Genomic DNA, 26,716 nt, shown 5'->3' with positions numbered 1-26,716 from the left:
CTTTCGCCCATAATCGTGTTTTTCGCCGTCGCTGACCGTAGGGGCCCCATGGAGCAATTTCGTAATATCGGCATCATCGGTCGCCTGGGCAGTTCTCAGGTGCTGGATACCGTCCGCCGACTGAAACGGTTTCTGCTCGATCGTCACCTGCACGTGATCCTCGAAGACACCATCGCCGAAGTGCTGCCGGGTCATGGCCTGCAAACCTCGTCACGCAAGATGCTCGGCGAAGTCTGTGACATGGTGATTGTGGTCGGCGGTGACGGCAGCCTGCTTGGCGCCGCACGCGCGCTGGCCCGGCACAATATTCCTGTACTCGGCATCAACCGTGGCAGCCTGGGCTTCCTGACCGATATCCGCCCCGATGAACTGGAAGTCAAAGTCGCCGAAGTGCTTGACGGCCACTATCTGGTGGAAAACCGCTTCCTGCTGCAAGCCGAAGTTCGCCGCCACGCCGAGGCCATTGGCCAGGGCGATGCACTGAACGACGTGGTGCTACACCCCGGCAAATCGACGCGGATGATCGAGTTCGAGCTGTACATCGATGGCCAGTTCGTCTGCAGCCAGAAGGCTGACGGCCTGATCGTCGCGACGCCGACCGGTTCGACGGCCTATGCGCTCTCTGCCGGTGGCCCGATCATGCATCCCAAGCTCGACGCTATTGTGATTGTGCCGATGTACCCCCATACCTTGTCGGGAAGGCCGATTGTGGTCGATGGCAACAGTGAGCTGAAAATCGTCGTGTCCAAAGATATGCAGATTTACCCTCAGGTCTCCTGTGACGGGCAGAACCATTTCACCTGCGCGCCGGGTGACACCATCACCATCAGCAAAAAGGCCCAGAAGCTGCGGCTGATTCACCCGCTCGACCACAACTACTATGAAGTCTGCCGGACCAAGCTCGGCTGGGGCAGTCGGTTGGGTGGTGGAGGCGACTGATGCTCGATCCCGCGCGTAGCTACGACCTGATCGGTGACGTGCACGGTTGCGCTCTGACCCTTGAGCACTTGCTCGACCGGCTCGGTTATCACAAACAAGGTGGCGTCTGGCGACATCCATCGCGTATGGCGGTGTTCGTCGGTGACATCATCGACCGCGGCCCGCGAATTCGCGAAGCGCTGCACATCGTCCATGACATGGTCGAGGCGGGGCAGGCGCTGTGCATCATGGGTAATCACGAATTCAACGCCCTGGGCTGGAGCACTCCGGCACCGCCCGGCAGCGGCAAGCAGTTCGTGCGCGAACACACCCCGCGCCATGCCCGATTGCTGCACGAAACCCTGACCCAGTTCGAGGACCATCCCGCGGATTGGCACGACTTCCTGCAGTGGTTCTATGAGATGCCGCTGTTCGTCGATGCCGGGCGCTTCCGGGTGGTGCATGCCTGTTGGGACGCCGGCCTGATCGAGCCGGTACGGGCGCTGTTCCCCGACGGCTGTGTCGATGAGCATTTCCTCCAGTCCTCGGCCGTTCCCGGGAGTTTCGCCTGCACCGTGTTCGATCGGCTGTTGCGCGGCACTGACATGCGCCTGCCCCATGGCTTGACCATGACAAGCGGCGATGGCCTGACGCGGTCGTTCTTTCGCACCAAGTTCTGGGAAGACGACCCGCAAACCTACGGAGACATTGTGTTCCAGCCTGACGCCTTGCCTGATCCGGTGGCCCGGACGCCGCTGTCCTCTTCGGAAAAAACCACCTTGCTGCGCTATGGTGCCGACGAGCCGTTGCTCTTTGTCGGGCATTACTGGCGCAGCGGCAAGCCGGCGCCGATCCGCCCGAACCTGGGCTGCCTGGATTACAGCGCGGTGCTATACGGCAAACTGGTCGCCTATCGCCTGGACCAGGAAACCCGCCTCGATCCGAACAAGTTCGTCTGGGTCGATGTCGAGCGCCCGGAGGTGCTGCAATGAGTACCGTCGCCGTATTACGCCTGCCATTGGCCGTGGACCTGAGCGGTTTCGTCAAACTGCTGCAACGCATGCAGGTGCCGCACCGGGTCAGCGAAGAGGCGGGTGAGCAGGTGCTCTGGGTGCCGGCCAACATCAGCGAAGACGTTCGTTCGTTGTACGAGCGCTTCCCGGCCGGTGATCCCGATCAGCAGCTGGACATTCCGGTTGCGCAAACCATGAAGCGTCCCGGTTTCGTCGAGCAACTGAGTCACGCCAAGGCGACTGCTTTGGTGTTGCTGCTGAGCCTGATCGTCGGTGCAGTAACGCTGTTGGGCGAAAACCTCGACACGATGCGCTGGCTGACCTTCCTCGATTTTCGCGTCGTCGGCGAGTACATCCACTTCGTGCCGTTGGCCGACAGCCTGGCGGCGGGGCAGTGGTGGCGTCTGGTGACGCCTATGCTGATCCATTTCGGCATCCTGCACTTGGCCATGAACGGCATGTGGTATTGGGAGCTGGGGCGGCGCATCGAGTCGCGCCAAGGCAGTATCAACCTGATCGGCCTGACGTTGCTGTTCGCCCTGGTTTCCAACTATGCCCAATATTATTTTAGCGGCCCGACCTTGTTTGGCGGGTTGTCCGGGGTGCTGTATGGCCTGCTCGGGCATTGCTGGATTTTCCAGATCTTGTCGCCAAACCCGGCTTATCGCCTGCCGCGTGGCGTGCTGGTGATGATGCTGGTGTGGCTGGTGCTGTGCCTGTCCGGGTTGGTCTCGATGATCGGCTTCGGTGAAATTGCCAACGCGGCGCACGTCGGCGGGTTGCTCGTCGGATGCTTGACCGGTTTGTTGGGCGGTTTGTACAACCGCCGTAAACTGGCCGTCTAAAACAGTTATGAATTGAAGATCGCGGAGCCCTTGATGTCCTCTTTTAACGAAATGATCCAAAACATCACCCCCGATATTTACCAGAGCCTGAAACTGGCGGTGGAAATCGGTAAATGGTCCGACGGTGGCAAACTCACCGCCGAACAACGCGAACTGTCGCTGCAAGCGATGATCGCCTGGGAAATCCGGAACCTGCCCGAAGACCAGCGCACCGGTTACATGGGCGTGCAGGAGTGCGGCTCCAAGTCGATTGAAGTGCCGAACATCCTGTTCAAGTCGGATGCCGTCCATTGATTGAGATTGGCCGCGGTGCAATCAGCAAAATGTCGGCGCGCCTTGACGGGCCGAATGTGCAGTACGCGTTTCGTCTGGGCGACGTCGAGGTACCGGTCAATCCGTTGATCGGCAGCACGGTTCGCCTGGAATACCTTGGGGCGATCTTTTGCTCCCATTGCGGACGCAAGACCAAAACCAGTTTCAGTCAGGGTTACTGCTACCCGTGCATGACCAAACTGGCCCAATGCGATATCTGCATCATGAGCCCGGAGCGTTGCCACTATGACGCTGGCACCTGCCGTGAGCCGGCGTGGGGCGAGAAGTTCTGCATGACCGATCACATTGTGTATCTGTCCAACTCTTCAGGGGTGAAAGTCGGGATTACCCGCGCCACTCAGCTGCCGACGCGCTGGATCGATCAAGGCGCCCGTCAGGCCTTGCCGATCATGCGTGTCTCGACCCGCCAGCAGTCGGGCTTCGTCGAAGACCTGTTCCGCAGCCAGGTGGCTGACAAGACCAATTGGCGTGCTTTACTCAAGGGCGACGCGGTATCGGTCAATCTTGCCGAAGTTCGCGATCAACTGTTCGACAGTTGTGCAGAGGGCCTGCAAACCTTGCAGGAACGATTCGGCTTGCAGGCGATCCAGACCATTGCCGATGTCGAACCGCTAGAAATCCGCTATCCGATCGAGCAATACCCGGCAAAGATTGTCAGCTTCAATCTGGACAAGAACCCGATTGCCGAAGGCACGCTGCTGGGGATCAAGGGCCAGTACCTGATCTTCGATACCGGCGTGATCAACATTCGTAAATACACGGCCTATCAGCTCGCCGTGCATCAGTAAGGACTCCAGCATGCGCACCGAACAACCGAAGATGATCTACCTGAAAGACTATCAGGCGCCCGAGTACCTGATCGACGAGACGCACCTGACCTTCGAGTTGTACGAGGACCACAGTCTGGTCCATGCGCAACTGGTGATGCGCCGCAATCCTGAACGTGGCACGGGCCTGCCACCACTGGTGCTGGACGGTCAGCAACTCGACCTGCTGTCGGTGACGTTGGCCGACCGCGAACTGAGCGATGCCGACTACCAGGTGACCGAGAATCACCTGACCCTGCACCCGACCAGCACCACCTTCACGGTCGACACCAGCGTCAGGATCCACCCGGAAACCAACACGGCGCTGGAAGGCCTGTACAAGTCCGGCACGATGTTCTGCACCCAGTGCGAAGCCGAAGGCTTCCGCAAGATTACCTATTACCTCGACCGCCCCGACGTGATGAGCAAGTTCACCACCACGGTGGTCGCCGAGCAACACAGCTATCCGGTGCTGCTGTCCAACGGCAATCCGATTGCCTCGGGTCCGGGCGAAGACGGCCGGCACTGGGCGACCTGGGAAGACCCGTTCAAGAAACCTGCTTATCTGTTCGCGCTGGTGGCCGGTGATTTGTGGTGCGTCGAAGACACCTTCACCACCATGACCGAGCGCTCCGTCGCACTGCGCATTTATGTCGAGCCGGAAAACATCGACAAGTGCCAGCACGCCATGAACAGCCTGAAAAAGTCCATGCGCTGGGACGAAGAGGTTTACGGTCGCGAGTACGATCTGGACATCTTCATGATCGTGGCGGTCAACGACTTCAACATGGGCGCCATGGAGAACAAGGGCCTTAACATCTTCAACTCCAGCGCCGTGCTGGCCCGCGCTGAAACCGCGACCGATGCCGCGCACCAGCGGGTCGAGGCGATTGTTGCCCACGAGTACTTCCACAACTGGTCGGGCAACCGCGTGACCTGCCGCGACTGGTTCCAGTTGTCGCTGAAGGAAGGCTTCACCGTGTTCCGTGATTCGGCTTTCTCCGCCGACATGAATTCGGCGACTGTGAAGCGCATCCAGGACGTGGCTTACCTGCGCACCCACCAGTTCGCTGAAGACGCTGGTCCCATGGCCCACGCCGTACGCCCGGACAGCTTCATCGAGATCTCCAACTTCTACACCCTGACCGTGTACGAAAAGGGTTCGGAAGTGGTCGGAATGATCCACACCTTGCTCGGGGCCGAAGGCTTCCGTAAAGGCAGCGACCTGTATTTCGAACGCCACGATGGTCAGGCCGTGACCTGCGACGACTTCATCAAAGCCATGGAAGACGCCAACGGTGTCGACCTGACCCAGTTCAAGCGCTGGTACAGCCAGGCCGGCACACCGCGTTTGGCGGTCAGCGAGTCCTACGACGCGGCGGCGAAAACCTACAGCCTGACGTTCCGTCAAAGCTGCCCGGCAACCCCGGACAAGGTTGAGAAGTTGCCGTTCGTGATCCCGGTTGAATTAGGCCTGCTGGACTCCAAAGGCGCGGCCATTGCGTTGCGTCTTTCCGGTGAAGCCAGCGCTCAGGGCACGTCACGGGTCATTTCGGTGACCGAAGCCGAGCAGACGTTCATCTTCATCGACATCGCTGAACAACCGCTGCCTTCGTTGCTGCGCGGTTTCTCGGCACCAGTGAAACTGAGCTTCCCGTACAACCGCGACCAACTGATGTTCCTGATGCAGCACGACAGCGATGGTTTCAACCGCTGGGATGCCGGTCAGCAATTGTCGGTGCAGGTGCTGCAAGAGTTGATCGCTCAGCAGCAGAAGGGCGAGGCTCTGGTGCTGGATCAGCGTCTGATTTCTGCTCTGCGCACCGTGCTGTCCGATGAGACGCTGGATCAGGCCATGGTCGCGGAAATGCTTTCGCTGCCGGGCGAGGCGTATCTGACTGAAATCAGCGAAGTGGCTGACGTAGACGCCATTCACATCGCTCGCGAGTTTGCGCGTAAGCAACTGGCGGACAATCTGTTCGAAGCGTTGTGGCTGCGATATCAAGCTAACCGTGATTTGTCGAAGAAAACCCCGTACATGGCCGAGGCCGAGCATTTCGCTCGTCGTGCGTTGCAGAACATCGCATTGTCGTACCTGATGCTCAGCGGTAAACCGGAAGTGTTGGCGGCGACGCTTGAGCAGTTCGAGACCAGCGACAACATGACCGAGCGCCTGACAGCTTTGGCGGTGTTGGTGAACTCGCCGTTCGAGGAGCAGAAGGCCACGGCGCTGGCGAGTTTTGCCGAGCACTTCAAGGACAACCCGCTGGTCATGGATCAGTGGTTCAGTGTTCAGGCGGGCAGTGTGTTGCCGGGTGGTCTGGCACGAGTGAAGGCGTTGATGGAACATCCTACGTTCAACATCAAGAACCCGAACAAGGTGCGGGCACTGGTCGGCGCGTTTGCCGGGCAGAACCTGATCAACTTCCACGCGGCGGATGGTTCGGGGTATCGCTTCCTGGCGGATCTGGTGATTGAGTTGAACGGGTTTAATCCGCAGATCGCTTCTCGCCAGTTGGCGCCGCTGACTCGCTGGCGCAAGTATGACGACGCTCGTCAGGCGTTGATGAAAGGTGAGTTGGAGCGGATTCGTGCTTCGGGTCAGTTGTCTAGCGATGTGTTTGAAGTGGTCAGCAAAAGTCTGGCTTGAGGTTGGTGTCGTGTTTTTTGTCTTGGCGGCCTACGGGCCGACCAAGCTCTTGTTGACTGGGTACATATCCATTTCTGCGGTAACGGCGGCTTATGGTTTCGCCCTTACGGCGACTCACTTTTTTTCAAACGCCAAAAAAAGTAAGCAAAAAAAGGCTCGCCCCGAGCGTCCGGCTCCTCGCTTGGGCTCGGCGTTCCTTCGTTCCGGTATCCATCTTGGGGCATTACCCTCCGGTCTGCTTCGCTACGACCTACATGCAATGTGTTCGACTGCGTCGAACGGCGCTGCGCGCCAATCCCCAGATGAACACCTCCACTCAGCCTCCCGAAGGGGCGGGTGGATCAAGATCAGAAGCTGCAGGCGAGCTAACGCTCGGCCTGATGAGTGGTGAAGGGCGGGTGTTCGCAGCTTTGTTTGTGCTTTTCTGTGGGAGTGAGCCTGGTCGCGAAGGCGACCTGACGGTCGACCAAGTTTACTGATCGTTCCCATGCTCTGCGTGGGAATGCATTCCGTGACGCTCCGCGTCACCAGTGCGCAGGGCTAAGTCTTACGTCGAGAGCGGGACGCGGAGCGTCCCCGGCGGCATTCCCACGCAGAGTATGGGAACGATCAGGTTGGGTATACCCACAAACTACAGGTCGAGCGTTAGCTCGCCTCGCCAGCTTTTGAGGTGCACGCCCCCTCGAGAGGCCGAGTGGAGGTTCTGCGCAGTGGGCAACCCGGCATGGATGCCGGGTTAGCCGCCCCCGGCCATGGATGGCCGATGGCGGCGGGCCCACGGAGCAGGACCGGAGCGAGGGCATGCCGAGCCACAGCGAGGCACCGAACGTCAGGGGCAAAGCGCTTTGGTTACTTTCGCGCTTTTCGAAAGTGACTCGCTGTAAGAGCGAAACCATAAGCCGCCGTTACCAAAGAAACGGATATGTACACCGAACCCCGAACCCCAATCACCCCACCTAATACCCAATCATTCAGCCAAACCCCATACCCCCCAGGTTAACAAAACATAACGTGGCGTCGATTGTCAGACCTTTCCAAACCCCGATAGGATAAGCCAGCTTCCGAAGGGGCTCTAGATTGCGCATTTCAGGACTATGCTCCAGAACAGGCAATTGCAATGAGTACCCCTTATGGCGCCCAGAAAGGTTGAACGACCTAACAATAATAATGGGGGAAGGTCTATGAGTGAGCCTGTCATGGGTGTGGGTATTTGCCGCCCGCCGGCATTACGCAAATTCGCGTTGCTGGCTACAGCGCTCTCGCTGTTGGGCTGTGCCGCGTTGTCGGCACCTGTGCTGGCCGCTGCCGCGCCGGCATCCGATATCGTTTATTCCGTTGAATCCGCCAAGGCCCCTAAAAGCCTGATGCTCGATGTGGTTCATGCAGGCGAGCGCCTGGTGGCGGTGGGGGATCGCGGGCACATTTTGTATTCCGATGACCAGGGCGCAACCTGGACCCAGGCCAAGGTACCGACCCGGCAACTGCTGACGTCGGTATTTTTTGTCGACGACAAGCACGGTTGGGCCGTCGGCCATGATGCGCAGATCCTCGCCAGTGAGGACGGTGGCGTCACCTGGACCAAGCAATTCGAAGATTTGAAACGTGAATCGCCGCTGCTCGACGTCTGGTTCCAGGACGTCAACAGCGGCTTTGCCGTGGGCGCATACGGCGCGTTGCTGGCAACCACCGACGGTGGCAAGAATTGGGAAGACGTCAGCGATCGCCTCGATAACGAAGACCAGTACCACCTCAACGCCATTGCCGCGGTCAAGGACTCCGGACTATTCATCGTCGGCGAACAGGGCAGCATGTTCCGTTCCGCCGATGGCGGGCAGACCTGGGAGAAACTTGAAGGCCCCTATCAAGGTTCGTTGTTCGGCGTGATCGGCACCGCTCAGGCCAACACGCTGCTGGCCTACGGGCTGCGGGGCAATCTGTTTCGCTCTACCGATTTTGGCACCACTTGGGAGCCGGTTGAGTTGAAGGCTGCTCGCGGCGCGCTGGAATTCGGTCTGTCCGGCGCGACGTTGCTCGACGACGCTTCCATCGTGATCGTCGGCAACGGCGGCTCGGTGATCCGCAGCAACGACAACGGTGAGACCTTCAGCGTGTTCAACCGCCCGGATCGCATTTCTGTTTCGGCGGTCACGGCGGCGGGCAACGGCAATCTGATTCTGGCAGGACAGGGCGGCGTTCGCGTTACGTCGCCAACCGGCGCAGAGAATGGAAAAAACGGGTCGTCCAAATGAGCCGGGCAAATAATGAGAAGGCGGGTCTATGACATCCTTGAGCAGCCATCATCAAGACAAGGCGACGTTTCTTGAACGCCTGATTTTCAACAACCGCCCGGCAGTGATCGTGATCTGCCTGTTGGTGAGTATTTTCCTGTTCTGGCAGGCAACGCTGATCCGGCCGTCCACCAGCTTCGAAAAAATGATCCCGCTCGAGCACCCATTCATTCAAAAGATGATGGAGCACCGCAACGATCTGGCGAACCTGGGCAACACCGTGCGGATTTCGGTGGAAGCCACCGACGGTGACATCTTCTCCAAGGAGTACATGGAAACCCTGCGTCAGATCAACGACGAGGTGTTTTATATCTCCGGCGTCGACCGTTCCGGCCTCAAGTCACTGTGGAGCCCGAGCGTACGCTGGACCGAGGTGACGGAAGAGGGCTTCGCCGGTGGTGAAGTGATTCCGCAGAGCTACAACGGCTCTCAGCAAAGCCTCGATCTGCTGCGCAACAACGTGCTCAAGTCCGGTCAGGTCGGGCGCCTGGTGTCCAACGACTTCAAGTCAAGCATCGTCGACATCCCGTTGCTGGAGTCCTATCCAGACCCGCAGGACCAGGGCAAGTTGCTGGCCTTGGACTATCGCAAGTTCTCCCACGAACTCGAAGACAAGATCCGCGACAAGTTTGAAAAACAGAACCCTAACGTTCAAATCCACATCGTCGGTTTCGCCAAGAAAGTCGGCGACCTGATCGATGGCCTGGTCATGGTGGTGATGTTCTTTGGCGTCGCCTTCGTCATTACCTTGATTCTGTTGTACTGGTTCACCAACTGCATGCGCAGTACCGTGGCGGTGTTGAGTACGACGCTGGTGGCGGTGGTCTGGCAACTCGGCTTGATGCACTTCTTCGGCTTCGGGCTCGATCCTTACTCGATGCTGGTACCGTTCCTGATCTTCGCCATCGGTATTTCCCACGGCGTGCAAAAGATCAACGGCATCGCCTTGCAGTCCAGTGAGGCCGACAACGCACTGACCGCCGCGCGGCGGACTTTCCGTCAACTGTTCCTGCCGGGGATGATCGCGATTCTTGCGGATGCGGTGGGGTTCATCACGCTGCTGATCATCGACATCGGCGTGATTCGTGAGCTGGCCATCGGCGCATCGATCGGCGTGGCGGTGATCGTGTTCACCAACCTGATCCTGCTGCCGGTAGCGATTTCCTACGTCGGCATCAGCAAACGAGCGGTAGAGCGCAGCAAGAAAGACGCACACCGCGAACACCCGTTCTGGCGCCTGCTGTCGAATTTTGCCAGCCCGAAAGTTGCACCGATTTCCATTGCCCTGGCACTGATCGCCTTCGGCGGCGGCCTCTGGTACAGCCAGAACCTGAAAATCGGTGACCTCGACCAGGGTGCGCCCGAACTGCGTCCGGACTCGCGTTACAACAAGGACAACAACTTCATCATCAGCAACTACTCCACCAGTTCCGACGTGTTGGTGGTGATGGTCAAGACCAAGTCCGAAGGTTGCTCGCGCTACGAAGCCATGGCGCCGATCGACGAGCTGATGTGGAAGATGCAGAACACCGAGGGCGTGCAGTCGGCGATCTCTCTGGTGACCGTGTCCAAGCAGATGATCAAAGGCATGAACGAAGGCAACCTGAAGTGGGAAACCCTGTCGCGCAACCCGGACGTGCTGAACAATTCCATCGCTCGGGCTGATGGTCTGTACAACAACAGTTGCTCCCTGGCACCGGTGCTGGTGTTCCTCAACGATCACAAGGCCGCAACGCTGGATCGCGCCGTCCATGCGGTGCAGGACTTTGCCAAGGAGAACAACAAGGAAGGCCTGGAATTCATCCTCGCGGCCGGTAACGCCGGGATCGAGGCGGCCACCAACGAAGTGATCAAGGAATCTGAACTGACGATCCTGATCCTGGTGTACATCTGTGTCGCAACCATGTGTATGATCACCTTCCGTTCCTGGGCGGCGACCTTTTGCATCGTGCTGCCGCTGGTGCTGACCTCGGTACTCGGCAACGCCCTGATGGCCTTCATGGGCATCGGCGTGAAAGTCGCGACCCTGCCGGTAGTAGCGCTCGGTGTGGGGATTGGTGTGGACTACGGGATTTACATTTACAGCCGTCTGGAAAGCTTCTTGCGTGCCGGCCTGCCGCTGCAAGAGGCGTACTATCAGACGCTGAAGTCCACCGGTAAAGCCGTGCTGTTCACCGGTCTGTGCCTGGCGATCGGCGTGTGCACCTGGATCTTCTCGGCCATCAAGTTCCAGGCCGACATGGGCCTGATGCTGACCTTCATGCTGCTCTGGAACATGTTCGGCGCACTGTGGCTGCTGCCAGCGCTGGCGCGGTTCCTGATCAAACCGGAGAAACTGGCGGGGCAGAAGGGCAATTCGTTGTTTGCTCACTGATCCCTGGCTGAACAGAAAAGCCGCAACCTGAGGTTGCGGCTTTTTTATGCCTGAAAGGTTTACACCAAACCTGTGGGAGCGGGCTTGCCCGCGATTACGCAGTGTCAGTCGATACAAATACTGAATGTTAAGCCGCCATCGCGGGCAAGCCCGCTCCACAGGTTTCTTTGGTGGTCAGGAGGGATCAGTACCGAGCACGACGTTCAACGCACTGCGCGCATCATCCAGCTGCACCAACGTCGCATGCCGCGCACCCAAGGCATCACGGTTCTCGATCGCCGTCAGAATCGCCTTATGCCGTGGCAACGCCAGCTCATGCAGATTCGGCCGCTGGTTGGAATGCTTCAACGCTTCGGCAATCGCGACCGACAGCATGTTGCAAAGGTTGGCCAACAGGTCGTTGTGGGTCGCATCGGCGATGCGGCTGTGGAAATCCAGGTCGGGTTGCAACAGCGCTTCGGGGGTCGCTGCGGCTTCCATCCGTTGGTAGGCTTCGCCGATGGAGGCGATGTCCTCGTCGGTGGCGAACTGCGCGGCCAACGCAGCGGCAGCCGGCTCGATGATGCTGCGCACGCTGGTCAGCAGACTGAAGAACTCATTCTGCGGGCTGCTTTGCATCAGCCAGTGCAGCACGTCCGGGTCGAGCATGTGCCATTCCCGACGCGGTTTGACCACGGTGCCGACTCGCGGACGGGAGTACACCAGGCCCTTGGCAACCAAGACCCGGGTGGCTTCGCGCAGTACCGGACGGCTGACCGCGTACTCCTCGCACAACAGGGCTTCGGCTGGCAGTTTGTCGTCCGGCTTGAAGCGTCCCGAGACGATCTGCATGCCCAGTTCCTGGACGATGCGCGAGTGCATGCTTTTGCGGTCGGAGGGTTTACGGTAATCCATGGGGAGCGGCGCGATCCTGTGCGATGGAGGTGCCGCGCATGATAGCAGGCGCGCGGTGATCGTTCCCACGCTCTGCGTGGGAATGCATCAAGGGACGCTCTGCGTCCCACGGGGGAAGTGACGCGGAGCGTCACAGGCTGCATTCCCACGCAGAGCGTGGGAATGCTCGAGGGAAGGAGTTAGTGAGAGTGACGCGGCACTTCGGAGCCGCGGCAGCCGACCAGGAAGTCGAAATCACAGCCCTGATCCGCCTGCAGCACGTGGTCGATGTAGAGCTGACGATATCCGCCCACGATCAGGTTTTGCGGTGGTTGCAGATCAGCCATGCGCGCCGCCAGTTCAGCGTCCGGAATGTCCAGATGCAGACGCCCGCTGGCGCAATCGAGCTCAATAAAGTCGCCTTCCTGCACCACTGCCAACGGCCCGCCGGCCGCCGCTTCCGGCGCCACGTGCAAGACCACCGTGCCGTACGCCGTGCCGCTCATGCGTGCATCGGAAATACGCACCATGTCGGTCACGCCTTGCGCCAGCAGCTTGGCCGGCAAGCCCATGTTGCCGACTTCGGCCATGCCCGGATAACCCTTTGGCCCGCAGTTTTTCATCACCAGAATCGAGTTGGCATCCACATCCAGTTCCGGATCGTTGATTCGCGCCTTGTACATGTCGAAGTTCTCGAACACCACCGCACGCCCGCGGTGCTGCATCAGTTCGGCACTGGCGGCGGACGGCTTGAGCACGGCACCGAGTGGGGCCAGATTGCCGCGCAATACACAAATGCCGCCGTCAGCGCGGATCGGGTTGTCGAGGGTGCGGATCACTTCGTCCTGGCCGTAGATCGGCGCGTCCTTGGTGTTCTCGCCGAGGGTCTTGCCGTTGACGGTCAGCGCATTCGGATGCGGAATCAGGTTCGCTTCACCGAGGCGACGCAGCACGGCTGGCAGGCCTCCGGCGTAATAGAACTCTTCCATCAGGAAGCGCCCGGACGGTTGCAGGTCGACGATGGTCGGCATACCGCGGCCTATGCGGGTCCAGTCGTCCAGATCCAGTTCCACGCCGATGCGTCCGGCAATGGCTTTCAAGTGGATCACCGCGTTGGTCGATCCGCCGATTGCCGCGTTCACCCGAATGGCGTTTTCGAAGGCTTCCTTGGTCAGGATTTTCGACAGTCTCAAGTCTTCGCGAACCATCTCTACCGCACGCATGCCGGACATGTGCGCCAACACATAGCGGCGAGCATCGACCGCCGGAATCGCCGCGTTGTGGGGCAGGGAAGTGCCCAGCGCTTCGGCCATGCAGGCCATGGTCGAGGCGGTGCCCATGGTGTTGCAGGTGCCGGCCGAGCGGGACATGCCGCCCTCGGCTGCGAGGAAATCGTCGATGGTGATGGTGCCGGCCTTGACCTGTTCGCTGAGCTGCCAGACCACGGTGCCCGAGCCGATGTCCTGGCCCTTGTGTTTGCCGTTGAGCATTGGTCCGCCGGTGACGACGATGGCCGGCACGTCGCAACTGGCTGCACCCATCAACAATGCCGGGGTGGTTTTGTCGCAACCGGTCAGCAGCACCACGCCATCAATCGGGTTCCCGCGAATGGCTTCTTCGACGTCCATGCTCGCAAGATTTCGGGTGAGCATGGCGGTGGGGCGCAGGTTGGATTCGCCGTTGGAGAACACCGGGAATTCCACCGGCCAGCCACCTGCCTCGATCACTCCGCGTTTGACGTGCTCGGCAATTTGCCGGAAATGCGCGTTGCACGGGGTCAGTTCCGACCAGGTGTTGCAAATGCCGATGATCGGCTTGCCATGGAACTGGTGGTCGGCGATGCCCTGATTCTTCATCCAGCTGCGGTACATGAAGCCGTTTTTGTCGGCGGTGCCAAACCATTGGGCGGAGCGCAGGGTGGGTTTCTTATCAGACATGATCGGTTCTCTTATTGTAAGACTATATAGTTCAAGCTGAAGCGTAACATAAGCGCTAATTCGACTATTTGGAAGTGTTGTTGATCAAATAGTATTACTATATAGTCGGTTTGAACGGAGGGATTGCCCTGGCGGTTTTCTGCGAGAGGCGTCCCCCGAGGTGCTATAACAACAACAATCGGAGACCGATCTCATGAGCCAGGAACTGCGGCTTATACGTCGCATCACGCTGAAACTGATTCCCTTCCTGGTCCTGCTGTACCTGATTGCCTATGTGGATCGCTCCGCCGTAGGGTTCGCCAAGCTGCACATGGGCGCCGACATCGGCATCGGTGATGCGGCGTACGGTCTGGGTGCCGGGCTGTTCTTCATTGGCTATTTCCTGCTGGAAATCCCCAGCAACCTGATGCTCGAACGCTTCGGCGCACGGCGCTGGTTTGCGCGGATCATGGTCACCTGGGGCGTCATCACCATCGGCATGGCCTTTGTCCAGGGTCCGCACAGCTTCTATGTGATGCGCTTTTTGCTTGGCGCGGCCGAAGCCGGTTTCTTTCCGGGCGTTCTCTACTACATCACCCAGTGGTTCCCGGTTCGCCATCGCGGCAAGATCCTCGGGTTGTTCATCCTTTCCCAACCGATCGCCATGTTGATCACCGGCCCGGTGTCCGGCGGCCTGCTCGGCATGGACGGCATCCTCGGCCTGCACGGCTGGCAGTGGCTGTTCATCGTCATCGGTACGCCGGCGATCCTGCTGACCTGGCCGGTACTGCGTTACCTGCCGGATGGCCCGCAACAGGTGAAATGGATGGATCAGTCCGAGAAAGACTGGCTGACGGGCGAGCTGAAAAAGGACCTTGCGCAGTACGGCCAGACCCGCCATGGCAATCCGCTGCACGCCCTAAAGGACAAGCGCGTTTTGCTGCTGGCGCTGTTCTATCTCCCGGTGACGCTGAGCATTTATGGCCTGGGTTTGTGGTTGCCGACCTTGATCAAACAGTTCGGTGGCACCGACCTGGTGACCGGGTTCGTATCGTCGGTGCCGTACATCTTCGGGATCATCGGCTTGCTGATCATTCCACGCAGTTCCGACCGCTTGAATGATCGCTACGGCCACTTGGCGGTGCTTTACGTGTTGGGTGCCATCGGCCTGTTCCTCAGCGCGTGGCTAACCGTGCCGATGCTGCAACTGGCGGCCCTGTGCCTGGTGGCGTTTGCGTTGTTTTCCTGCACCGCGGTGTTCTGGACCTTGCCGGGTCGCTTCTTTGCCGGCGCCAGTGCGGCGGCCGGGATTGCCTTGATTAACTCGGTGGGCAACCTTGGCGGCTACATCGGTCCGTTCGTGATCGGTGCGCTGAAGGAGTACACCGGCAATCTGGCTTCGGGGTTGTATTTCTTGTCCGGCGTGATGGTGTTCGGCCTGGTGCTGACGGGCGTGGTTTATCGCGTACTGGAGCGCAAGCATGTGCTGCCAGCTGATCAGTTTGCAGCCAGTGCCCGCGGTGCTACCCGCACCTGACACACATTTTGTGATGCCTACCATCTCTGTGGGAGCGGGGCTTGCCCGCGATAGCAATCGGCCTGACACATCATTGGTGAATGTGCCGCCGTCATCGCGGGCAAGCCCGCTCCCACAGGGGACGGTGGTGTTTTGAATAACAGGAGAAAATCATGCGTTTGGTTCAGTTCGAATTAAGTAACGGCGAGCGCCGGGTTGGCGTGGTCGAGGAAGGGCTGGTGCGCGAAGTGCAGAAAGCGCGCACGGTGCGCGATCTGGCCCTGGCGGCGATCGAGGCGGGCGTCAATCTTGAGCAGCAGGTGAAAAGCCTGGGCCTGGGCATCAGCCACGACTATGCAGAACTGCTGGCGACGCTGCGCATCCTGCCCCCGCTGGATCACCCGGACCCGGCGCACCTGCTGGTCAGCGGTACCGGCCTGACTCATTTGGGCAGCGCCTCGGCCCGAGACAAAATGCACCAGCAGGCCGGTGATGAAGCGGCGATGACCGACACCATGCGCATCTTCAAGTGGGGCGTGGAGGGCGGCAAACCTGCGGCTGGCCAGGCCGGTGTGCAACCGGAATGGTTCTACAAGGGCGACGGCAGCATTGTCGTGCGGCCGGGCCACCCGTTTCCGCAGCCGCCGTTTGCCGAAGACGCCGGTGAAGAGCCTGAGCTCAGCGGCCTGTATGTCATCGGGCATGACGGCAAACCCTATCGCCTCGGTTTTGCGGTGGGCAACGAATTCTCCGATCACGTGATGGAGCGCAAGAACTACCTCTACCTGGCCCACTCGAAATTGCGCAGTTGCAGTTACGGTCCGGAACTTCGGGTCGGTGAGCTACCCCAACACCTGGCAGGCACCAGCCGCATCCTGCGTGACGGCGAGGTGCTTTGGCAGAACGAGTTTCTCAGTGGCGAAGCCAACATGTGCCACAGCCTTGCGAACCTCGAGTACCACCATTTCAAGTACAGCCAGTTCCTGCGTCCGGGCGATGTGCACATTCACTTCTTCGGCACTGCGACCCTGTCCTTCGCCGACGGCATCCGCACCCAACCGGGTGATGTATTCGAGATCAGCCAAGCCGAGTTCGGCGCGCCGTTGATCAATGGCATCGCGCCCGTCGAATCGGCGTTCGAGCCCGGCACCGTCGGCACCCTTTAAGGAGATACCCATGACCCAGATCCTTGGTCACAACTACATCAATGGCCAGCGCAGCGGCGCCGGCACCGTCAAACTCCAGAGCGTCGACGCCAGCACTGGCGAGGCGTTGCCCCACGATTTCTACCAGGCCACTGCGCAAGAAGTTGATGCCGCGGCCAAGGCTGCTGCGGCGGCTTACCCGGCCTATCGCAGTCTGAGCGCCGAGCGACGTGCGCAATTTCTGGATGCCGTTGCCGATGAACTGGACGCCCTCGGCGATGAGTTCGTGGCCGTGGTCTGCCGCGAAACCGCGCTGCCTGCCGCGCGCATTCAGGGCGAGCGCGGTCGCACCAGCGGCCAGATGCGTCTGTTCGCCAAGGTGCTGCGTCGCGGTGATTTCTACGGTGCGCGGATCGACCAGGCACTGCCTGAGCGCAAACCGCTGCCGCGTCCTGACCTGCGTCAGTACCGCATCGGTCTCGGACCGGTTGCGGTGTTTGGCGCCAGCAACTTTCCATTGGCGTTTTCCACCGCTGGCGGCGACACCGCGTCGGCATTGGCCGCCGGTTGCCCGGTGGTGTTCAAGGCTCACAGCGGCCACATGGCCACTGCCGAACTCGTTGCCAATGCGATCATCCGCGCGGCGGACAAAACCGCGATGCCGGCCGGTGTGTTCAACATGATCTACGGTGCCGGAGTCGGTGAAGCGCTGGTCAAGCATCCAGCGATTCAGGCAGTAGGCTTTACCGGTTCGCTCAAGGGTGGCCGCGCGTTGTGTGACATGGCCGCCGCACGTGCGCAGCCAATCCCGGTGTTCGCCGAGATGTCGAGCATCAACCCGGTGATCGTGTTGCCGCAGGCGCTGGACGCTCGGGCAGAAACCGTTGCCCGTGACCTGACGGCGTCGGTGGTTCAGGGCTGTGGTCAGTTCTGCACCAATCCTGGTTTGGTCATCGGTATTCGTTCACCGCAGTTCAGTGCGTTCGTGCAGCAGGTGGCCGGACTTATGGGCGATCAGCCGGCGCAAACCATGCTCAACGCCGGGACCTTGAGCAGCTACGGCAAAGGCCTGCAAAAACTACTCGCACATCCGGGCATCGAACATCTGGCCGGCAGCCCGCAACAAGGCAATCAGGCCCAGCCGCAACTGTTCAAGGCCGATGTCAGTCTGTTGATCAACGGCGATGAAGTCTTGCAGGAAGAGGTCTTCGGCCCGACCACGGTGTTTATCGAAGTCGCCGATCAGGCACAACTCAGTGCTGCGTTGAACGGCCTGCATGGGCAGCTGACGGCGACCATCATTGGCGAACCGACGGATTTCGAACAGTTCGCCGAACTGACGCCGTTGCTGGAACAGAAGGTCGGGCGGATCCTGCTCAATGGTTATCCGACTGGTGTGGAGGTCTGCGATTCGATGGTTCACGGCGGGCCATATCCGGCAACGTCCGATGCGCGCGGCACGTCGGTGGGTACCTTGGCCATCGACCGTTTCCTGCGCCCGGTGTGCTTCCAGAACTACCCCGACAGCCTGCTGCCGGAGGCGTTGAAGAATGGCAATCCGCTGCGCATTCAGCGGTTGGTGGATGGCAAGCCATCCCGCGAAGCACTGTAATCCTGTAACTGATCGTTCCCACGCTCTGCGTGGGAATGCCTCAACGGACGCTCCGCGTTCGGCTTCTGATGCGACGCGGAGCGTCACGGGCTGCATTCCCACGCAGAGCGTGGGAACAATCATTGCGGTGTGATGAGCTATCATTGCGTCTTTCCCATTCAAAGATTGACTGCCATGACTTCCGCAACCGACACCTTGCTCGCCACCCTCGAACACTGCGATATGGTGGAAATCGACGGGCTGCACGCCTTCGAATTCTCCTTCGATGAAGACGATAATCTGCACATCGAATGCTTGGACGGTCGTGTGTCCAAGCACTGGGAGTTCACCCTGGCCGAAGTCGAGGCCGCGACCTTCGATCCAACCCTGCAAAGTTGGGTCATCACCGGCAGTTCAGGTGAGCACCGGCTGGTGTGCATGACCGCGTTCCGCGGTGATGACGACGAGGAAGAGGGGAATGAGGGTGCGTAAGCTCTGGCCACTGTTGATGGCCGGCAGCGTCGGCGCGATGGGTTTTCAGGTTGCGTCGGCCGACGACTATCAGTTGCTGGTCGGTTCCTACACGGCCGGTCAGAGCCAAGGTACTTATCGCCTGAACTTCGACGCCGCCACCGGGCAGATCAACGCCAAACCGCTGCAAGTGGTTAAAAGCGAAAATCCGTCCTGGCTGACCCTGTCCAAGGACCAGCGTCACCTGTTCGTGGTCAACGAAAACGGCCCGGGGCAGGTTGATCCGGTAGGGCGCGTCAGCAGTTATGCGATCGATCCCAAAACCCATGAGCTGAGCCTGATCAACCAAGTGCTGAGCCTGGGTAACGAGCCAACGCATTCGAGCGTCAGCGGTGATGCCAGTCACCTGTTTGTCAGCAACTATTCGGTGGCTGAGGATCCGGGCGGCACCCTGGCGGTGTTGCCGGTAGGCGCCGATGGCAAACTCCAACCCGTGGTGCAGATGAGCAGTCATCCATCAAGCCGGGTCAATCCGGAGCGGCAGATGTCGGCACACGTGCATTCGACGGTCTCGTCGCCGGACGGCAAATACGTGTTTTCCAATGATCTGGGTGCCGACAAGATCTTTGTCTACCGCTTCGATCCCAAGGCCAATCCGGACCTGCCGTTGACCGCCGCTACCCCCGCGTCAGTGCAATTGCCACCAGGCAGCGGTCCTCGCCATTTGCTGTTCAGTGCTGATGGCGAGCACGCCTGGCTGACCATGGAAATGAGCGCGCAGGTGGCCGTGTTCAATTACAAGGACGGCAAACTTGAGCAAACGCAGATGATCGAGCTGGCGGCGGGTCAGCCGACCTCGGGCAAGGCTGCGGCTGCGCTGCACGCCTCAGCCGATGGCAAGTTCCTCTACGTCAGCAACCGTGGCACCGCCAATCAGCTGCTGGTGTTCGCCATCGACCCTGCAACCGGCCATCTCAAAGAGCTGCAGCGCCGCGCGGTGGAAGGTGATCACCCGCGTGAGTTCAGCCTCGATCCGAGTGGTAAATTCCTGTTGATTGCCAACCAGAAGAGCAACCAGATTGTCGTCGTCGAGCGCGATGCCAAGACCGGCTTGCTGGGTAAAACCGTGCATAAATTACCGATGGATGCCCCCAGCGACCTCAAGTTCCTGCTGCGTCAATAGACCGCAGGCCCCGGTTGATGGGGCCTGCAACCTTCTATTAATGACGCTGATATCTGCTAATGCTACAAAAGATTTCAGACGAGAACCCTCGAAGGTTAAGTTTGCTTCACGGCCCCACCGGGCAAGCAAGCCAACTGACTTCGAGGAATACCGCCATGAACTTCAATCTCTTCTCTGTAATCGCCGCTTCCGCCATCTCCGCCACCGTTGCTCTGCCAGCCAGTGCCAACGTTGAAATCAGCGATAAAAAATCCCACGCCCAGAGCTACACCCAGAAATACCTGCAACAGAGCGCCAACTTCTACGCGGCTCTGGATCACAAAACCCAAGCCTGAAATTCAATCCCTGCACCTTTTATGCAGGAGCGAAGTCACTTGTGCCAATCGACCTGAGAAGCGTCGAGGAACCCTGAGTGATGTCGCTCCTGCATAACGCGTTTACGACAGCATCATATTGCCATCAATCTAGCGCTTGATATCACATGGCCATGCGTTTAGATTTGACGCTGATTTTTTGACTCCTTCTTATGACAAGGATCGACAGCATGGCGATGCGTCTGGCATTGGTTCTTCTGTTTCTCTATTCCACCCCTATTCTTTCGGCTGACCAGCCCGTTGTTAACGAGCCGGATGCGGCCCGCGAGCGCTTGATGAGTTTTATTGAAGACTGAAATAGATTGGCTTAATGATCAACGAAGCTGATGGTCACTATGGATATCCCTGAGTGGTTTGTTCGGCTTTTTTGATCGATTCTGTGGACATCGAAACATGTCCACGGAGAACATCATGGCCAGCGCAATTCTCACTTCTGCCAAACGCGGCGCCTATGTGGCGATCGGTCTTTACCTGGCCCTGGTGCTGGTTTTCAGCCTTTCACCGCAGTCGCGTCAGCCCCTTGAAGCGCCGATCAAAGTCGCTCATCCCGGCATCCAGTTTGAACACCGTTCGCAAAGCGCGATGGTCGATCAGGCTGAACTCGCGGGAGTCGCCGGGGCATGAAAGGGCACAAACTCTGGGTCATCGCCTTCCTGGCATTCATGACCAATGGATCTTCCTTGTTGGGGATCGGACAGGCCTCAGCGGGGTCGGTGGCACGGTCTATCGAAGCCAATCACAACCTTGCTCGTAACATTGAAACCGCGAAGGCCCTGGGGTTGCTGGCCGGCAATCCGCCGATCAAACGCCAAGGCAGTTTTTTCGGGCCGTTCCGCGTGGACTGCTCGGCGTTAGAGATGTGTGCAGTGTTCGCCTGAGTCGCCTAGACGCGCCCCAATTACAGGGGGCGGTGCGGCTCCTTCTGCATAACGCCGACAAACAACTCCGACTCCAGAAACCGCTGCAACCAAGCCTGCAAACGGCGATAGGGCGTTTGCCCGAACCACTCGCGATCGACATGGGCGAATTGCCGCACGAACGGCATCAGGGCCACATCCGCCAGGCTCGGATGCTCTGCCAGCAAATAGTCGCGCCCCTCCAGCAGCTCATCGAGTTTGCGTAAAAACACCTCACCTTCGGCGCGATAAACCTCCATCGGTTGTCCGGGATAACGCTCGGCGTACTTGTAGTGATTCAGATGTACTTTGAACACCTGATCGTTCTCTTCGATCAGCCCGGCGATCTGTTGCTGCCCGACAGGATCATCCTTGAGCAACCAATCCTGCGGATCATTCTGTGCGACGGCCCAGTGCATGATCGCCAGGCTTTCATCGATCACCTGGCCGTCAACGCTCAGCACCGGCACCGTGCCTTTGCTCGATAGCGCAAGCATTTGCGCGGGTTTGGCCTTCAGGCTGATCTCGACGATGTCCACTACAACCCCGGAGTAGCGCAGGGCCATACGCGCGCGCATCGCGTAGGGGCAGCGGCGGAAGGAATACAGCGTATTCATTTCACCTCCAGGGTACTCAGGCCGTTGCCCTGACGGCGGACCTGGATCTGCACCGGGATTCGCTCATGCATTTCCTGAACATGAGAAATTACCGCGACCTTGCGCCCTTGAGCCTGCAAGCCGTCGAGTGCATCCATGGCCAGTTGCAGGGATTCCGGATCGAGACTGCCAAAGCCTTCGTCGATGAACAGCGATTCGATTTTCAGCGTGCTCGACGCCATCGATGCCAGGCCCAAGGCCAGGGCCAACGACACAAGGAACGTCTCGCCACCGGACAACGAATGCACCGAACGCAGTTCGTCACCCATCTCGGTGTCCATCACCAGCAACCCGAGCATGCTGCCGCCACGTTTCAGGCGATAGCGCCGCACCAGTTGCCGTAACTGTACGTTCGCGTGGTGCACCAGCAGGTCAAGATTGTAGGCCTGGGCGATCTTGCGGAAGGTGTCGCCAGTCGCCGAGCCGATCAGCGCGTTCAAACGCGCCCAGCGCTGGTATTCGGTGTAGGCGTCGGCGATTTGCTGCGCCAGCGCCTGATTGGCGTTTTGCCGGCGTTGGTCCTCGGTCTGTTCGGCACGCAGTTCTGCGCAGCGGTGTTCGCTGGCGGTGAACTGGATTTGCAGTTCAGTCAGCGCCGTTGCGAGCTGATCGGCATCAGGGTTGCCGTTTTGCTGCGCTTGATGATCGAGCAGGCGCTGGTCGCGTTCTTGCAACAGCACCTTGGCCTGTTCAATGGCTTTTTCATTTTGCTGCAATTGTTGACGCAGCTGGCTGACCTGCTGGTCGTCGACGCTCAGCAGCTCTTCCAGGCCGCCATCGTCCAGTTCAGGATGCAATGCGCGCCAGTCGGCGATCTTGCCGCTCAATTCGCGATCTTCGGTTTCCAGTGCCGTCCGGCGTTCTTGCTGCGCTTTCAGTTCTGCAGCCAGTTGCACCAACCGTGTGCGGACGGTTTGCAGTTCCTGGTTGGCTGTCGTCTCGGCATTGCGCGCTTGATCAACGGCCTGATCCAGTTGCTGTTGCCACTGCTCTGCGCTGCTGTGTTCGCCGAGCAATTGCGCCAGTTTCTGCTCGCAAGTGTGTTGCTGCTCGGCGAGGGCGGTGAACTGCTGCTGGGCGGTTTGCAGTTGCTGGGCACGGGTCTGCTGGCGGTCCTGTTCTTTCTCCAGCGTTTGCTGACGTTGTTGCTGTTCGCTGAGTTCGTCGCGTTGCTGATCGAGTTGTTCCAGGCGCTGAGTGATCTGCCGGTCGAGTTGCATGAACGTGGCGGCAGGCTCGTTGCGTAACGCTTGCAAGGTGTCGACCGGGAGCAGGGTGCTGAACGCGGTCAGCTCCTCGTCCAGACGCTGGCGATCACTGCTCAACTCACGCTGCTGGTTGGTCAGGTGTTGGGTCGCTTGCTGGCTCGCCGCTTCGGCGCTGCGCAGTTGCTGGGCAAGTCGCGCGGCATCCTGTTGCAGGGTGAGCAGGGCGGTTTGTCGTTGTTCATCCTGGGTGATGCTCTGGTTCAACTGGTTGCTTTGTTGTGTCAACCAGGCATCGCGTTTGGCTGCGTCCTGCGCTAGCAGCTGTGCTGATAACGGATGGGCGTCGAGGCTTGGCGCCAGGCTCTGTTGTTGGGTCGCGAGGTGTTCTTGCTGTTGCAGCAATTCCTTTTGCTGAGCAATCAAACCGCCGACTTCAGCGCGTAGGTCAGTGAGTTTTTCCTTGAGCAGGTCGACCGCTTTCTGGGCGTTGGCCTGTTCGTTTTCATCATGCCGGCCCAGGCTTTGCAGCAGTGCTTCAGGCTGATGATAAGGATGGTCGGGGCTGCCGCAGACCGGGCACGGTTGATCGTCCTGCAACTGCTCGCGCAGTTCTTCGACGCTGGCGCTACGGGCCAGGCGCTGGCGCTCCAGCAGTTCACGGGTGACGGTCAGGGTTTGCTCGGCGACAGTCAGTTCGTTCTTGGTTTTCACGCCGTCCTGGGTCAGACGTTCACGTTCTTGCTGGGCGGTCAGCTGGCGCTGCTGGAGTTCGGCGGCGCGCTTGTCCAGGTCCTGCTGACTGGACCACAGCCGGGTCAGCTCTTCGAAGGCTCGTTGCTGCTTGCGGTTGTCCTGCAACAGACTGCCGAGAATCTGCACCTGCTCGGTGACCGCTTCCGGTTCGGCGCCGGCCTCTTTGTACAACACTTCAAGGCTCTGGCGCTGGGTGGCCAGTTCCTCGCCCGCTTGGGTGGCGCTCTGTTCCAGGGCGGCCAGTTCGGCTTGGCCCTTGTTCAGGCGATTGCCGACCAGCATCAGCTGTTTCAGGCGATCGCGGTAAGCGTTCCAGGCATCGCTCAAGGGCGCCAGGTCAGTGCTTTGCTCAAGCTCCCCGGCAATCCGCAGCAAGCGTTCGGCGACCAGTTTTTGTTGATCGAGCAAACCTTGAATCGTGTGTTGGCCCTGAGTACAGGCGAGTTCTGCTTGCTGCTTGAGGTCGGCACTGACGCCTGCGTCCTTGACCAGGCGGGCGAGGGTGCTTTGCTCTTCAAAGGCCTGACGCAGCAACGGAGCACTTGTCGTGTGTTGGCTTTGCGCTTCGGCGAGTGCGGTCTGTGCGGCGCTCAGGCTTTGTTCAAGTTGAGCCTGGCGCTCGTTCAGCTCGGCTTGTTGCTGTGAATGCTGCGAAATCTGCGCGTCCAGCGGAGTGAGCTGAGCGGTGAGCTCTGTCTTGCGGGCGAACTGGTGCCGTTGCGGGGCCAGTTGCTCCAGACGGGTCAGTTTCAAGCGTTCGCCGGTGAGGCTTTCCCAATGATGCTGAGCGCTGGTCAGCTGTTCGGTGGCGCTGAGTTGCGCGTCCTGCAACAGACGCAAGTCTTTGAGCCAGGTGTGTTGCAGCTCTAATTGTTTGAGCTGTGCCTGTTGGGTTTTGAGTTGCTGCTGGGCTTCGTTGAAGCGCTCGTCGAGCTCCGCGCGGGCTTCTGGCGGCAGCGGCGTGACGCCGGTGGCCTGGTCCTGCAACAGTTTGTGGGCTTCGCGGGCATCTTTGGTTTTGTCAAAGGCCCGGCGACCGAGACGGGTATAGAGCGCCGTGTCAGTGAGCTTTTCCAACAACTCGCTGCGGTCATTATCGTCGGCCTTGAGGAAGGCACTGAATTCGCTCTGGGCCAGCAACACGGCGCGGGTGAACTGCTCGAAGTTCAAGCCCAGCGCGGCTTCGAGCTGGGTTTTGTATTCACCTTTCTGACTGGCCAGCAGTTGATCCTGATCGATGTCGCGCAGGCTCTGGCGACTGGCTTGCAGCTTGCCGCCGGCCTTCTCACGAGCGCGATTGGCTTCCCAGCGCGCCCGATAACGGCGACCGTCGATGCCGACGAAATCCACTTCGGCATAGCCTTCACCGGTGCCGCGACGCAACAGGGTGCGTGGGTCGCCAGTGCCGATTTCGCCGTCGGCGTCCGGGACCTTGGCATCGCGACCGGTGTTGTTCAGGCGCGGCACGGCGCCAAACAACGCCAGGCACAAGGCGTCGAGCAAGGTGCTTTTGCCGGCGCCGGTCGGCCCGGTGATGGCGAACAATCCAGCGCTGGCCAGGGGTTCGGCGGTGAAGTCGATTTCAAAGGGCCCGGCCAGTGAGGCGAGATTCTTCAGGCGGATCGCGAGAATCTTCATGGTTGTTCGCGCTCCATCTGTACGTCTTGCAACAGCTCGGCAAAGTCCTTCAGCGTTTGCTCATCGACCTCGCTGCCGTAGTTATCCTGCCAGGCGCGGCTGAACAGTTCCTGGGGCGTGAGCTGGTCCAGTTCGATCAAGGTAGCGCCGTCATCGATGCCATCACGGCTGCCGTTGCCGGCGTACTCGGCGGCGATGCGCACCAGACGCACGGCTTTGCCTTGCAGGGCGGTTTCCACTTGGTAGCGCAAGTCGGGTTGCGGTTCATCAAGGCGCACCCGCACTTCAAGCCAGGGTTGGCGCTGGAAGTCGGCAAGCAAGTCGATGTTTGGGAGGTCCGCCAGTTGCAGCAGGACTTCTGCCAGAGGGGCAGGGCCGAGGCGTTGCAGATTGACGGCCCGGGGAATCAATTTTGATTCGACGCTGACCAGGGTTTCGCCGTCGAGCTTGATGTCGAGAATCTGATGCTGATAACCGATTTCAGAGAACGACAACGGAATCGGCGAGCCACTGTAGCGGATGCGCTCTTCACCGTTGACCTTCTGTGGTTTGTGCAGGTGACCGAGGGCGACATAGCTGATGCTCGGCCCGAACAGACTGGCGGGCAGGGCTTCGGCGTTGCCGATGATCAGGCTGCGCTCGGAGTCTTCGGAAACCGAACCGCCGGCCATGTGCGCATGGCTGATAGCGATCAGTGCCTGGCCCGGTTTGCGCTTGGCGTTGGCCGCTTCGATCAGCCATTCGTGTACCTGGCCGATACCGCGCAAGTAGTTGTCGCCCAAATGCGCGCCGGTCACTTCCGCTGGTCGCAGGAACGGCAGCGCCAGGCACCAGGCGACAACTTTGCCCTTGGCATCCGGCAGTGGCAGCAGCAGGCGCTCGGCGTCGAGCTGGCCGTCATCCAGCCACAGCACACGACCGAGGGCGTGAGTGCGCAAACGGCGCATCAGCGGGGCGGGCAGTTCGATCCGTGAGCCGGAGTCGTGGTTGCCGGCGATCATCACGATGGTCAGCTTCGGCTGTTGTTCATGGGCGCTGACGATGAAATCGTAGAGGCGCTCCTGGGCTTTGACCGGTGGGTTGACCGTGTCGAAGATATCGCCGGCGATCAGCAGCACATCAGGCTGGTCCAGCTTCAGCTGGCGTAACAGCCACTCAAGGAAACAGCCGTGCTCGAAATCGCGTTCCTGGCCGTGCAGGTTTTGTCCAAGGTGCCAGTCGGAGGTGTGGAACAGACGCAAGGCGGACTCCGTAGGAAATAAGGTGATG

22 protein-coding genes are annotated in these 26,716 nt (G+C 59.8%); 17 read left to right on the top strand and 5 right to left on the bottom strand.

Features of this window, described 5'->3' with window-relative positions:
* Positions 1-48: 48 nt before the first annotated feature.
* The 8 genes from FQ185_RS00775 to FQ185_RS00730 all read left to right on the top strand — a co-directional run bounded on the left by FQ185_RS00775 (position 49) and on the right by FQ185_RS00730 (position 11,227).
* A complete protein-coding gene (locus FQ185_RS00775) occupies positions 49-939 on the top strand; it encodes an NAD(+) kinase (protein ID WP_010459816.1) in 891 nt (296 codons plus the stop codon).
* Positions 936-1,910 carry a metallophosphoesterase gene (locus FQ185_RS00770; RefSeq protein WP_371926593.1) on the top strand — a complete coding sequence of 325 codons (975 nt, stop codon included), beginning with the start codon at positions 936-938 and terminating at the stop codon, positions 1,908-1,910. The genes FQ185_RS00775 and FQ185_RS00770 overlap by 4 nt, the downstream gene beginning before the upstream one ends.
* Positions 1,907-2,776: a rhomboid family intramembrane serine protease gene (locus tag FQ185_RS00765; protein WP_149415773.1), complete on the top strand. Its 870-nt coding sequence runs from the start codon at positions 1,907-1,909 to the stop codon at positions 2,774-2,776. Before FQ185_RS00770 ends, FQ185_RS00765 begins: the two co-directional genes overlap by 4 nt.
* A 33-nt stretch (positions 2,777-2,809) precedes the next feature.
* Positions 2,810-3,070 carry a YeaC family protein gene (locus FQ185_RS00760; protein ID WP_149415772.1) on the top strand — a complete coding sequence of 87 codons (261 nt, stop codon included), beginning with the start codon at positions 2,810-2,812 and terminating at the stop codon, positions 3,068-3,070.
* Positions 3,067-3,897 carry a DUF2797 domain-containing protein gene (locus FQ185_RS00755; RefSeq protein WP_149415771.1) on the top strand — a complete coding sequence of 277 codons (831 nt, stop codon included), beginning with the start codon at positions 3,067-3,069 and terminating at the stop codon, positions 3,895-3,897. The genes FQ185_RS00760 and FQ185_RS00755 overlap by 4 nt, the downstream gene beginning before the upstream one ends.
* 10 nt (positions 3,898-3,907) lie before the next feature.
* The gene (gene pepN, locus FQ185_RS00750; protein WP_149415770.1) at positions 3,908-6,565 is read left to right on the top strand and encodes an aminopeptidase N; all 2,658 of its coding nucleotides are present in this window, start codon (positions 3,908-3,910) and stop codon (positions 6,563-6,565) included.
* Between the two features lie 1,181 nt (positions 6,566-7,746).
* Complete coding sequence (locus FQ185_RS00735) at positions 7,747-8,814, top strand: YCF48-related protein (RefSeq protein ID WP_149415769.1); 1,068 nt, start codon at positions 7,747-7,749, stop codon at positions 8,812-8,814.
* A 28-nt stretch (positions 8,815-8,842) separates the two neighbouring features.
* Positions 8,843-11,227, top strand: coding sequence for an RND family transporter (locus FQ185_RS00730; protein WP_149415768.1), 2,385 nt, complete (start codon positions 8,843-8,845; stop codon positions 11,225-11,227).
* Between the two features lie 174 nt (positions 11,228-11,401).
* Here the strand turns inward: FQ185_RS00730 and FQ185_RS00720 are convergent, their stop codons facing one another.
* Both FQ185_RS00720 and FQ185_RS00715 read right to left on the bottom strand, forming a co-directional pair.
* Entirely contained in the window at positions 11,402-12,121 is a 720-nt protein-coding gene (locus FQ185_RS00720) for a FadR/GntR family transcriptional regulator (RefSeq protein WP_149415767.1), read from the bottom strand.
* A 179-nt stretch (positions 12,122-12,300) separates the two neighbouring features.
* A complete protein-coding gene (locus FQ185_RS00715; protein WP_149415766.1) occupies positions 12,301-14,037 on the bottom strand; it encodes an IlvD/Edd family dehydratase in 1,737 nt (578 codons plus the stop codon).
* Between the two features lie 193 nt (positions 14,038-14,230).
* Here FQ185_RS00715 and FQ185_RS00710 point away from each other — a divergent pair, with 193 nt between their 5' ends.
* From FQ185_RS00710 to FQ185_RS00675, 9 genes are all read left to right on the top strand, one after another.
* A complete protein-coding gene (locus FQ185_RS00710; protein WP_149415765.1) occupies positions 14,231-15,553 on the top strand; it encodes an MFS transporter in 1,323 nt (440 codons plus the stop codon).
* A 152-nt stretch (positions 15,554-15,705) separates the two neighbouring features.
* A complete protein-coding gene (gene araD1, locus FQ185_RS00705; protein ID WP_149415764.1) occupies positions 15,706-16,698 on the top strand; it encodes an AraD1 family protein in 993 nt (330 codons plus the stop codon).
* 10 nt (positions 16,699-16,708) lie between these two features.
* Positions 16,709-18,289 (top strand): aldehyde dehydrogenase (NADP(+)), encoded by a 1,581-nt coding sequence (locus tag FQ185_RS00700; protein WP_149415763.1) that lies wholly within the window; start codon positions 16,709-16,711, stop codon positions 18,287-18,289.
* A gap of 174 nt (positions 18,290-18,463) precedes the next feature.
* Positions 18,464-18,760, top strand: a complete 297-nt coding sequence (locus tag FQ185_RS00695; RefSeq protein WP_149415762.1) for a DUF5629 family protein — start codon at positions 18,464-18,466, stop codon at positions 18,758-18,760.
* Positions 18,747-19,922, top strand: coding sequence for a lactonase family protein (locus FQ185_RS00690; RefSeq protein WP_149415761.1), 1,176 nt, complete (start codon positions 18,747-18,749; stop codon positions 19,920-19,922). The genes FQ185_RS00695 and FQ185_RS00690 overlap by 14 nt, the downstream gene beginning before the upstream one ends.
* Before the next feature lie 155 nt (positions 19,923-20,077).
* Positions 20,078-20,257, top strand: coding sequence for a hypothetical protein (locus FQ185_RS00685; RefSeq protein WP_008030101.1), 180 nt, complete (start codon positions 20,078-20,080; stop codon positions 20,255-20,257).
* Between the two features lie 209 nt (positions 20,258-20,466).
* A complete protein-coding gene (locus tag FQ185_RS30400) occupies positions 20,467-20,592 on the top strand; it encodes a hypothetical protein (protein ID WP_256730343.1) in 126 nt (41 codons plus the stop codon).
* A gap of 115 nt (positions 20,593-20,707) precedes the next feature.
* The gene (locus FQ185_RS00680) at positions 20,708-20,920 is read left to right on the top strand and encodes a hypothetical protein (protein WP_149415760.1); all 213 of its coding nucleotides are present in this window, start codon (positions 20,708-20,710) and stop codon (positions 20,918-20,920) included.
* The gene (locus tag FQ185_RS00675; protein WP_149415759.1) at positions 20,917-21,174 is read left to right on the top strand and encodes a hypothetical protein; all 258 of its coding nucleotides are present in this window, start codon (positions 20,917-20,919) and stop codon (positions 21,172-21,174) included. Before FQ185_RS00680 ends, FQ185_RS00675 begins: the two co-directional genes overlap by 4 nt.
* Before the next feature lie 20 nt (positions 21,175-21,194).
* Here the strand turns inward: FQ185_RS00675 and FQ185_RS00670 are convergent, their stop codons facing one another.
* Genes FQ185_RS00670 through FQ185_RS00660 form a run of 3 tightly spaced genes read right to left on the bottom strand, consistent with a single transcriptional unit; the run spans position 21,195 to position 26,688 of the window.
* Positions 21,195-21,809, bottom strand: coding sequence for a glutathione S-transferase (locus FQ185_RS00670; RefSeq protein WP_149415758.1), 615 nt, complete (start codon positions 21,807-21,809; stop codon positions 21,195-21,197).
* A complete protein-coding gene (locus FQ185_RS00665; RefSeq protein ID WP_149415757.1) occupies positions 21,806-25,447 on the bottom strand; it encodes an AAA family ATPase in 3,642 nt (1,213 codons plus the stop codon). The genes FQ185_RS00670 and FQ185_RS00665 overlap by 4 nt, the downstream gene beginning before the upstream one ends.
* Complete coding sequence (locus FQ185_RS00660; protein WP_149415756.1) at positions 25,444-26,688, bottom strand: exonuclease SbcCD subunit D C-terminal domain-containing protein; 1,245 nt, start codon at positions 26,686-26,688, stop codon at positions 25,444-25,446. Before FQ185_RS00660 ends, FQ185_RS00665 begins: the two co-directional genes overlap by 4 nt.
* Positions 26,689-26,716 lie beyond the last annotated feature (28 nt).

Source organism: Pseudomonas sp. ANT_H12B, assembly GCF_008369325.1.
In the GTDB taxonomy this organism is placed as follows: domain Bacteria; phylum Pseudomonadota; class Gammaproteobacteria; order Pseudomonadales; family Pseudomonadaceae; genus Aquipseudomonas.
This window is presented reverse-complemented; position numbering and strand designations above follow the sequence as displayed.

Coding starts and splice junctions, on each gene's coding strand:
- araD1 (WP_149415764.1), top strand. CDS start 15,706: ATGCGTTTGGTTCAGTTCGAATTAAGTAACGGCGAGCGCCGGGTTGGC.
- FQ185_RS00715 (WP_149415766.1), bottom strand. CDS start 14,037: ATGTCTGATAAGAAACCCACCCTGCGCTCCGCCCAATGGTTTGGCACC.
- FQ185_RS00765 (WP_149415773.1), top strand. CDS start 1,907: ATGAGTACCGTCGCCGTATTACGCCTGCCATTGGCCGTGGACCTGAGC.
- FQ185_RS00670 (WP_149415758.1), bottom strand. CDS start 21,809: ATGAATACGCTGTATTCCTTCCGCCGCTGCCCCTACGCGATGCGCGCG.
- FQ185_RS00665 (WP_149415757.1), bottom strand. CDS start 25,447: ATGAAGATTCTCGCGATCCGCCTGAAGAATCTCGCCTCACTGGCCGGG.
- FQ185_RS00685 (WP_008030101.1), top strand. CDS start 20,078: ATGAACTTCAATCTCTTCTCTGTAATCGCCGCTTCCGCCATCTCCGCC.
- FQ185_RS00735 (WP_149415769.1), top strand. CDS start 7,747: ATGAGTGAGCCTGTCATGGGTGTGGGTATTTGCCGCCCGCCGGCATTA.
- FQ185_RS00720 (WP_149415767.1), bottom strand. CDS start 12,121: ATGGATTACCGTAAACCCTCCGACCGCAAAAGCATGCACTCGCGCATC.
- FQ185_RS00710 (WP_149415765.1), top strand. CDS start 14,231: ATGAGCCAGGAACTGCGGCTTATACGTCGCATCACGCTGAAACTGATT.
- pepN (WP_149415770.1), top strand. CDS start 3,908: ATGCGCACCGAACAACCGAAGATGATCTACCTGAAAGACTATCAGGCG.
- FQ185_RS00675 (WP_149415759.1), top strand. CDS start 20,917: ATGAAAGGGCACAAACTCTGGGTCATCGCCTTCCTGGCATTCATGACC.
- FQ185_RS00700 (WP_149415763.1), top strand. CDS start 16,709: ATGACCCAGATCCTTGGTCACAACTACATCAATGGCCAGCGCAGCGGC.
- FQ185_RS00680 (WP_149415760.1), top strand. CDS start 20,708: ATGGCCAGCGCAATTCTCACTTCTGCCAAACGCGGCGCCTATGTGGCG.
- FQ185_RS00690 (WP_149415761.1), top strand. CDS start 18,747: ATGAGGGTGCGTAAGCTCTGGCCACTGTTGATGGCCGGCAGCGTCGGC.
- FQ185_RS30400 (WP_256730343.1), top strand. CDS start 20,467: ATGGCGATGCGTCTGGCATTGGTTCTTCTGTTTCTCTATTCCACCCCT.
- FQ185_RS00695 (WP_149415762.1), top strand. CDS start 18,464: ATGACTTCCGCAACCGACACCTTGCTCGCCACCCTCGAACACTGCGAT.
- FQ185_RS00730 (WP_149415768.1), top strand. CDS start 8,843: ATGACATCCTTGAGCAGCCATCATCAAGACAAGGCGACGTTTCTTGAA.
- FQ185_RS00760 (WP_149415772.1), top strand. CDS start 2,810: ATGTCCTCTTTTAACGAAATGATCCAAAACATCACCCCCGATATTTAC.
- FQ185_RS00775 (WP_010459816.1), top strand. CDS start 49: ATGGAGCAATTTCGTAATATCGGCATCATCGGTCGCCTGGGCAGTTCT.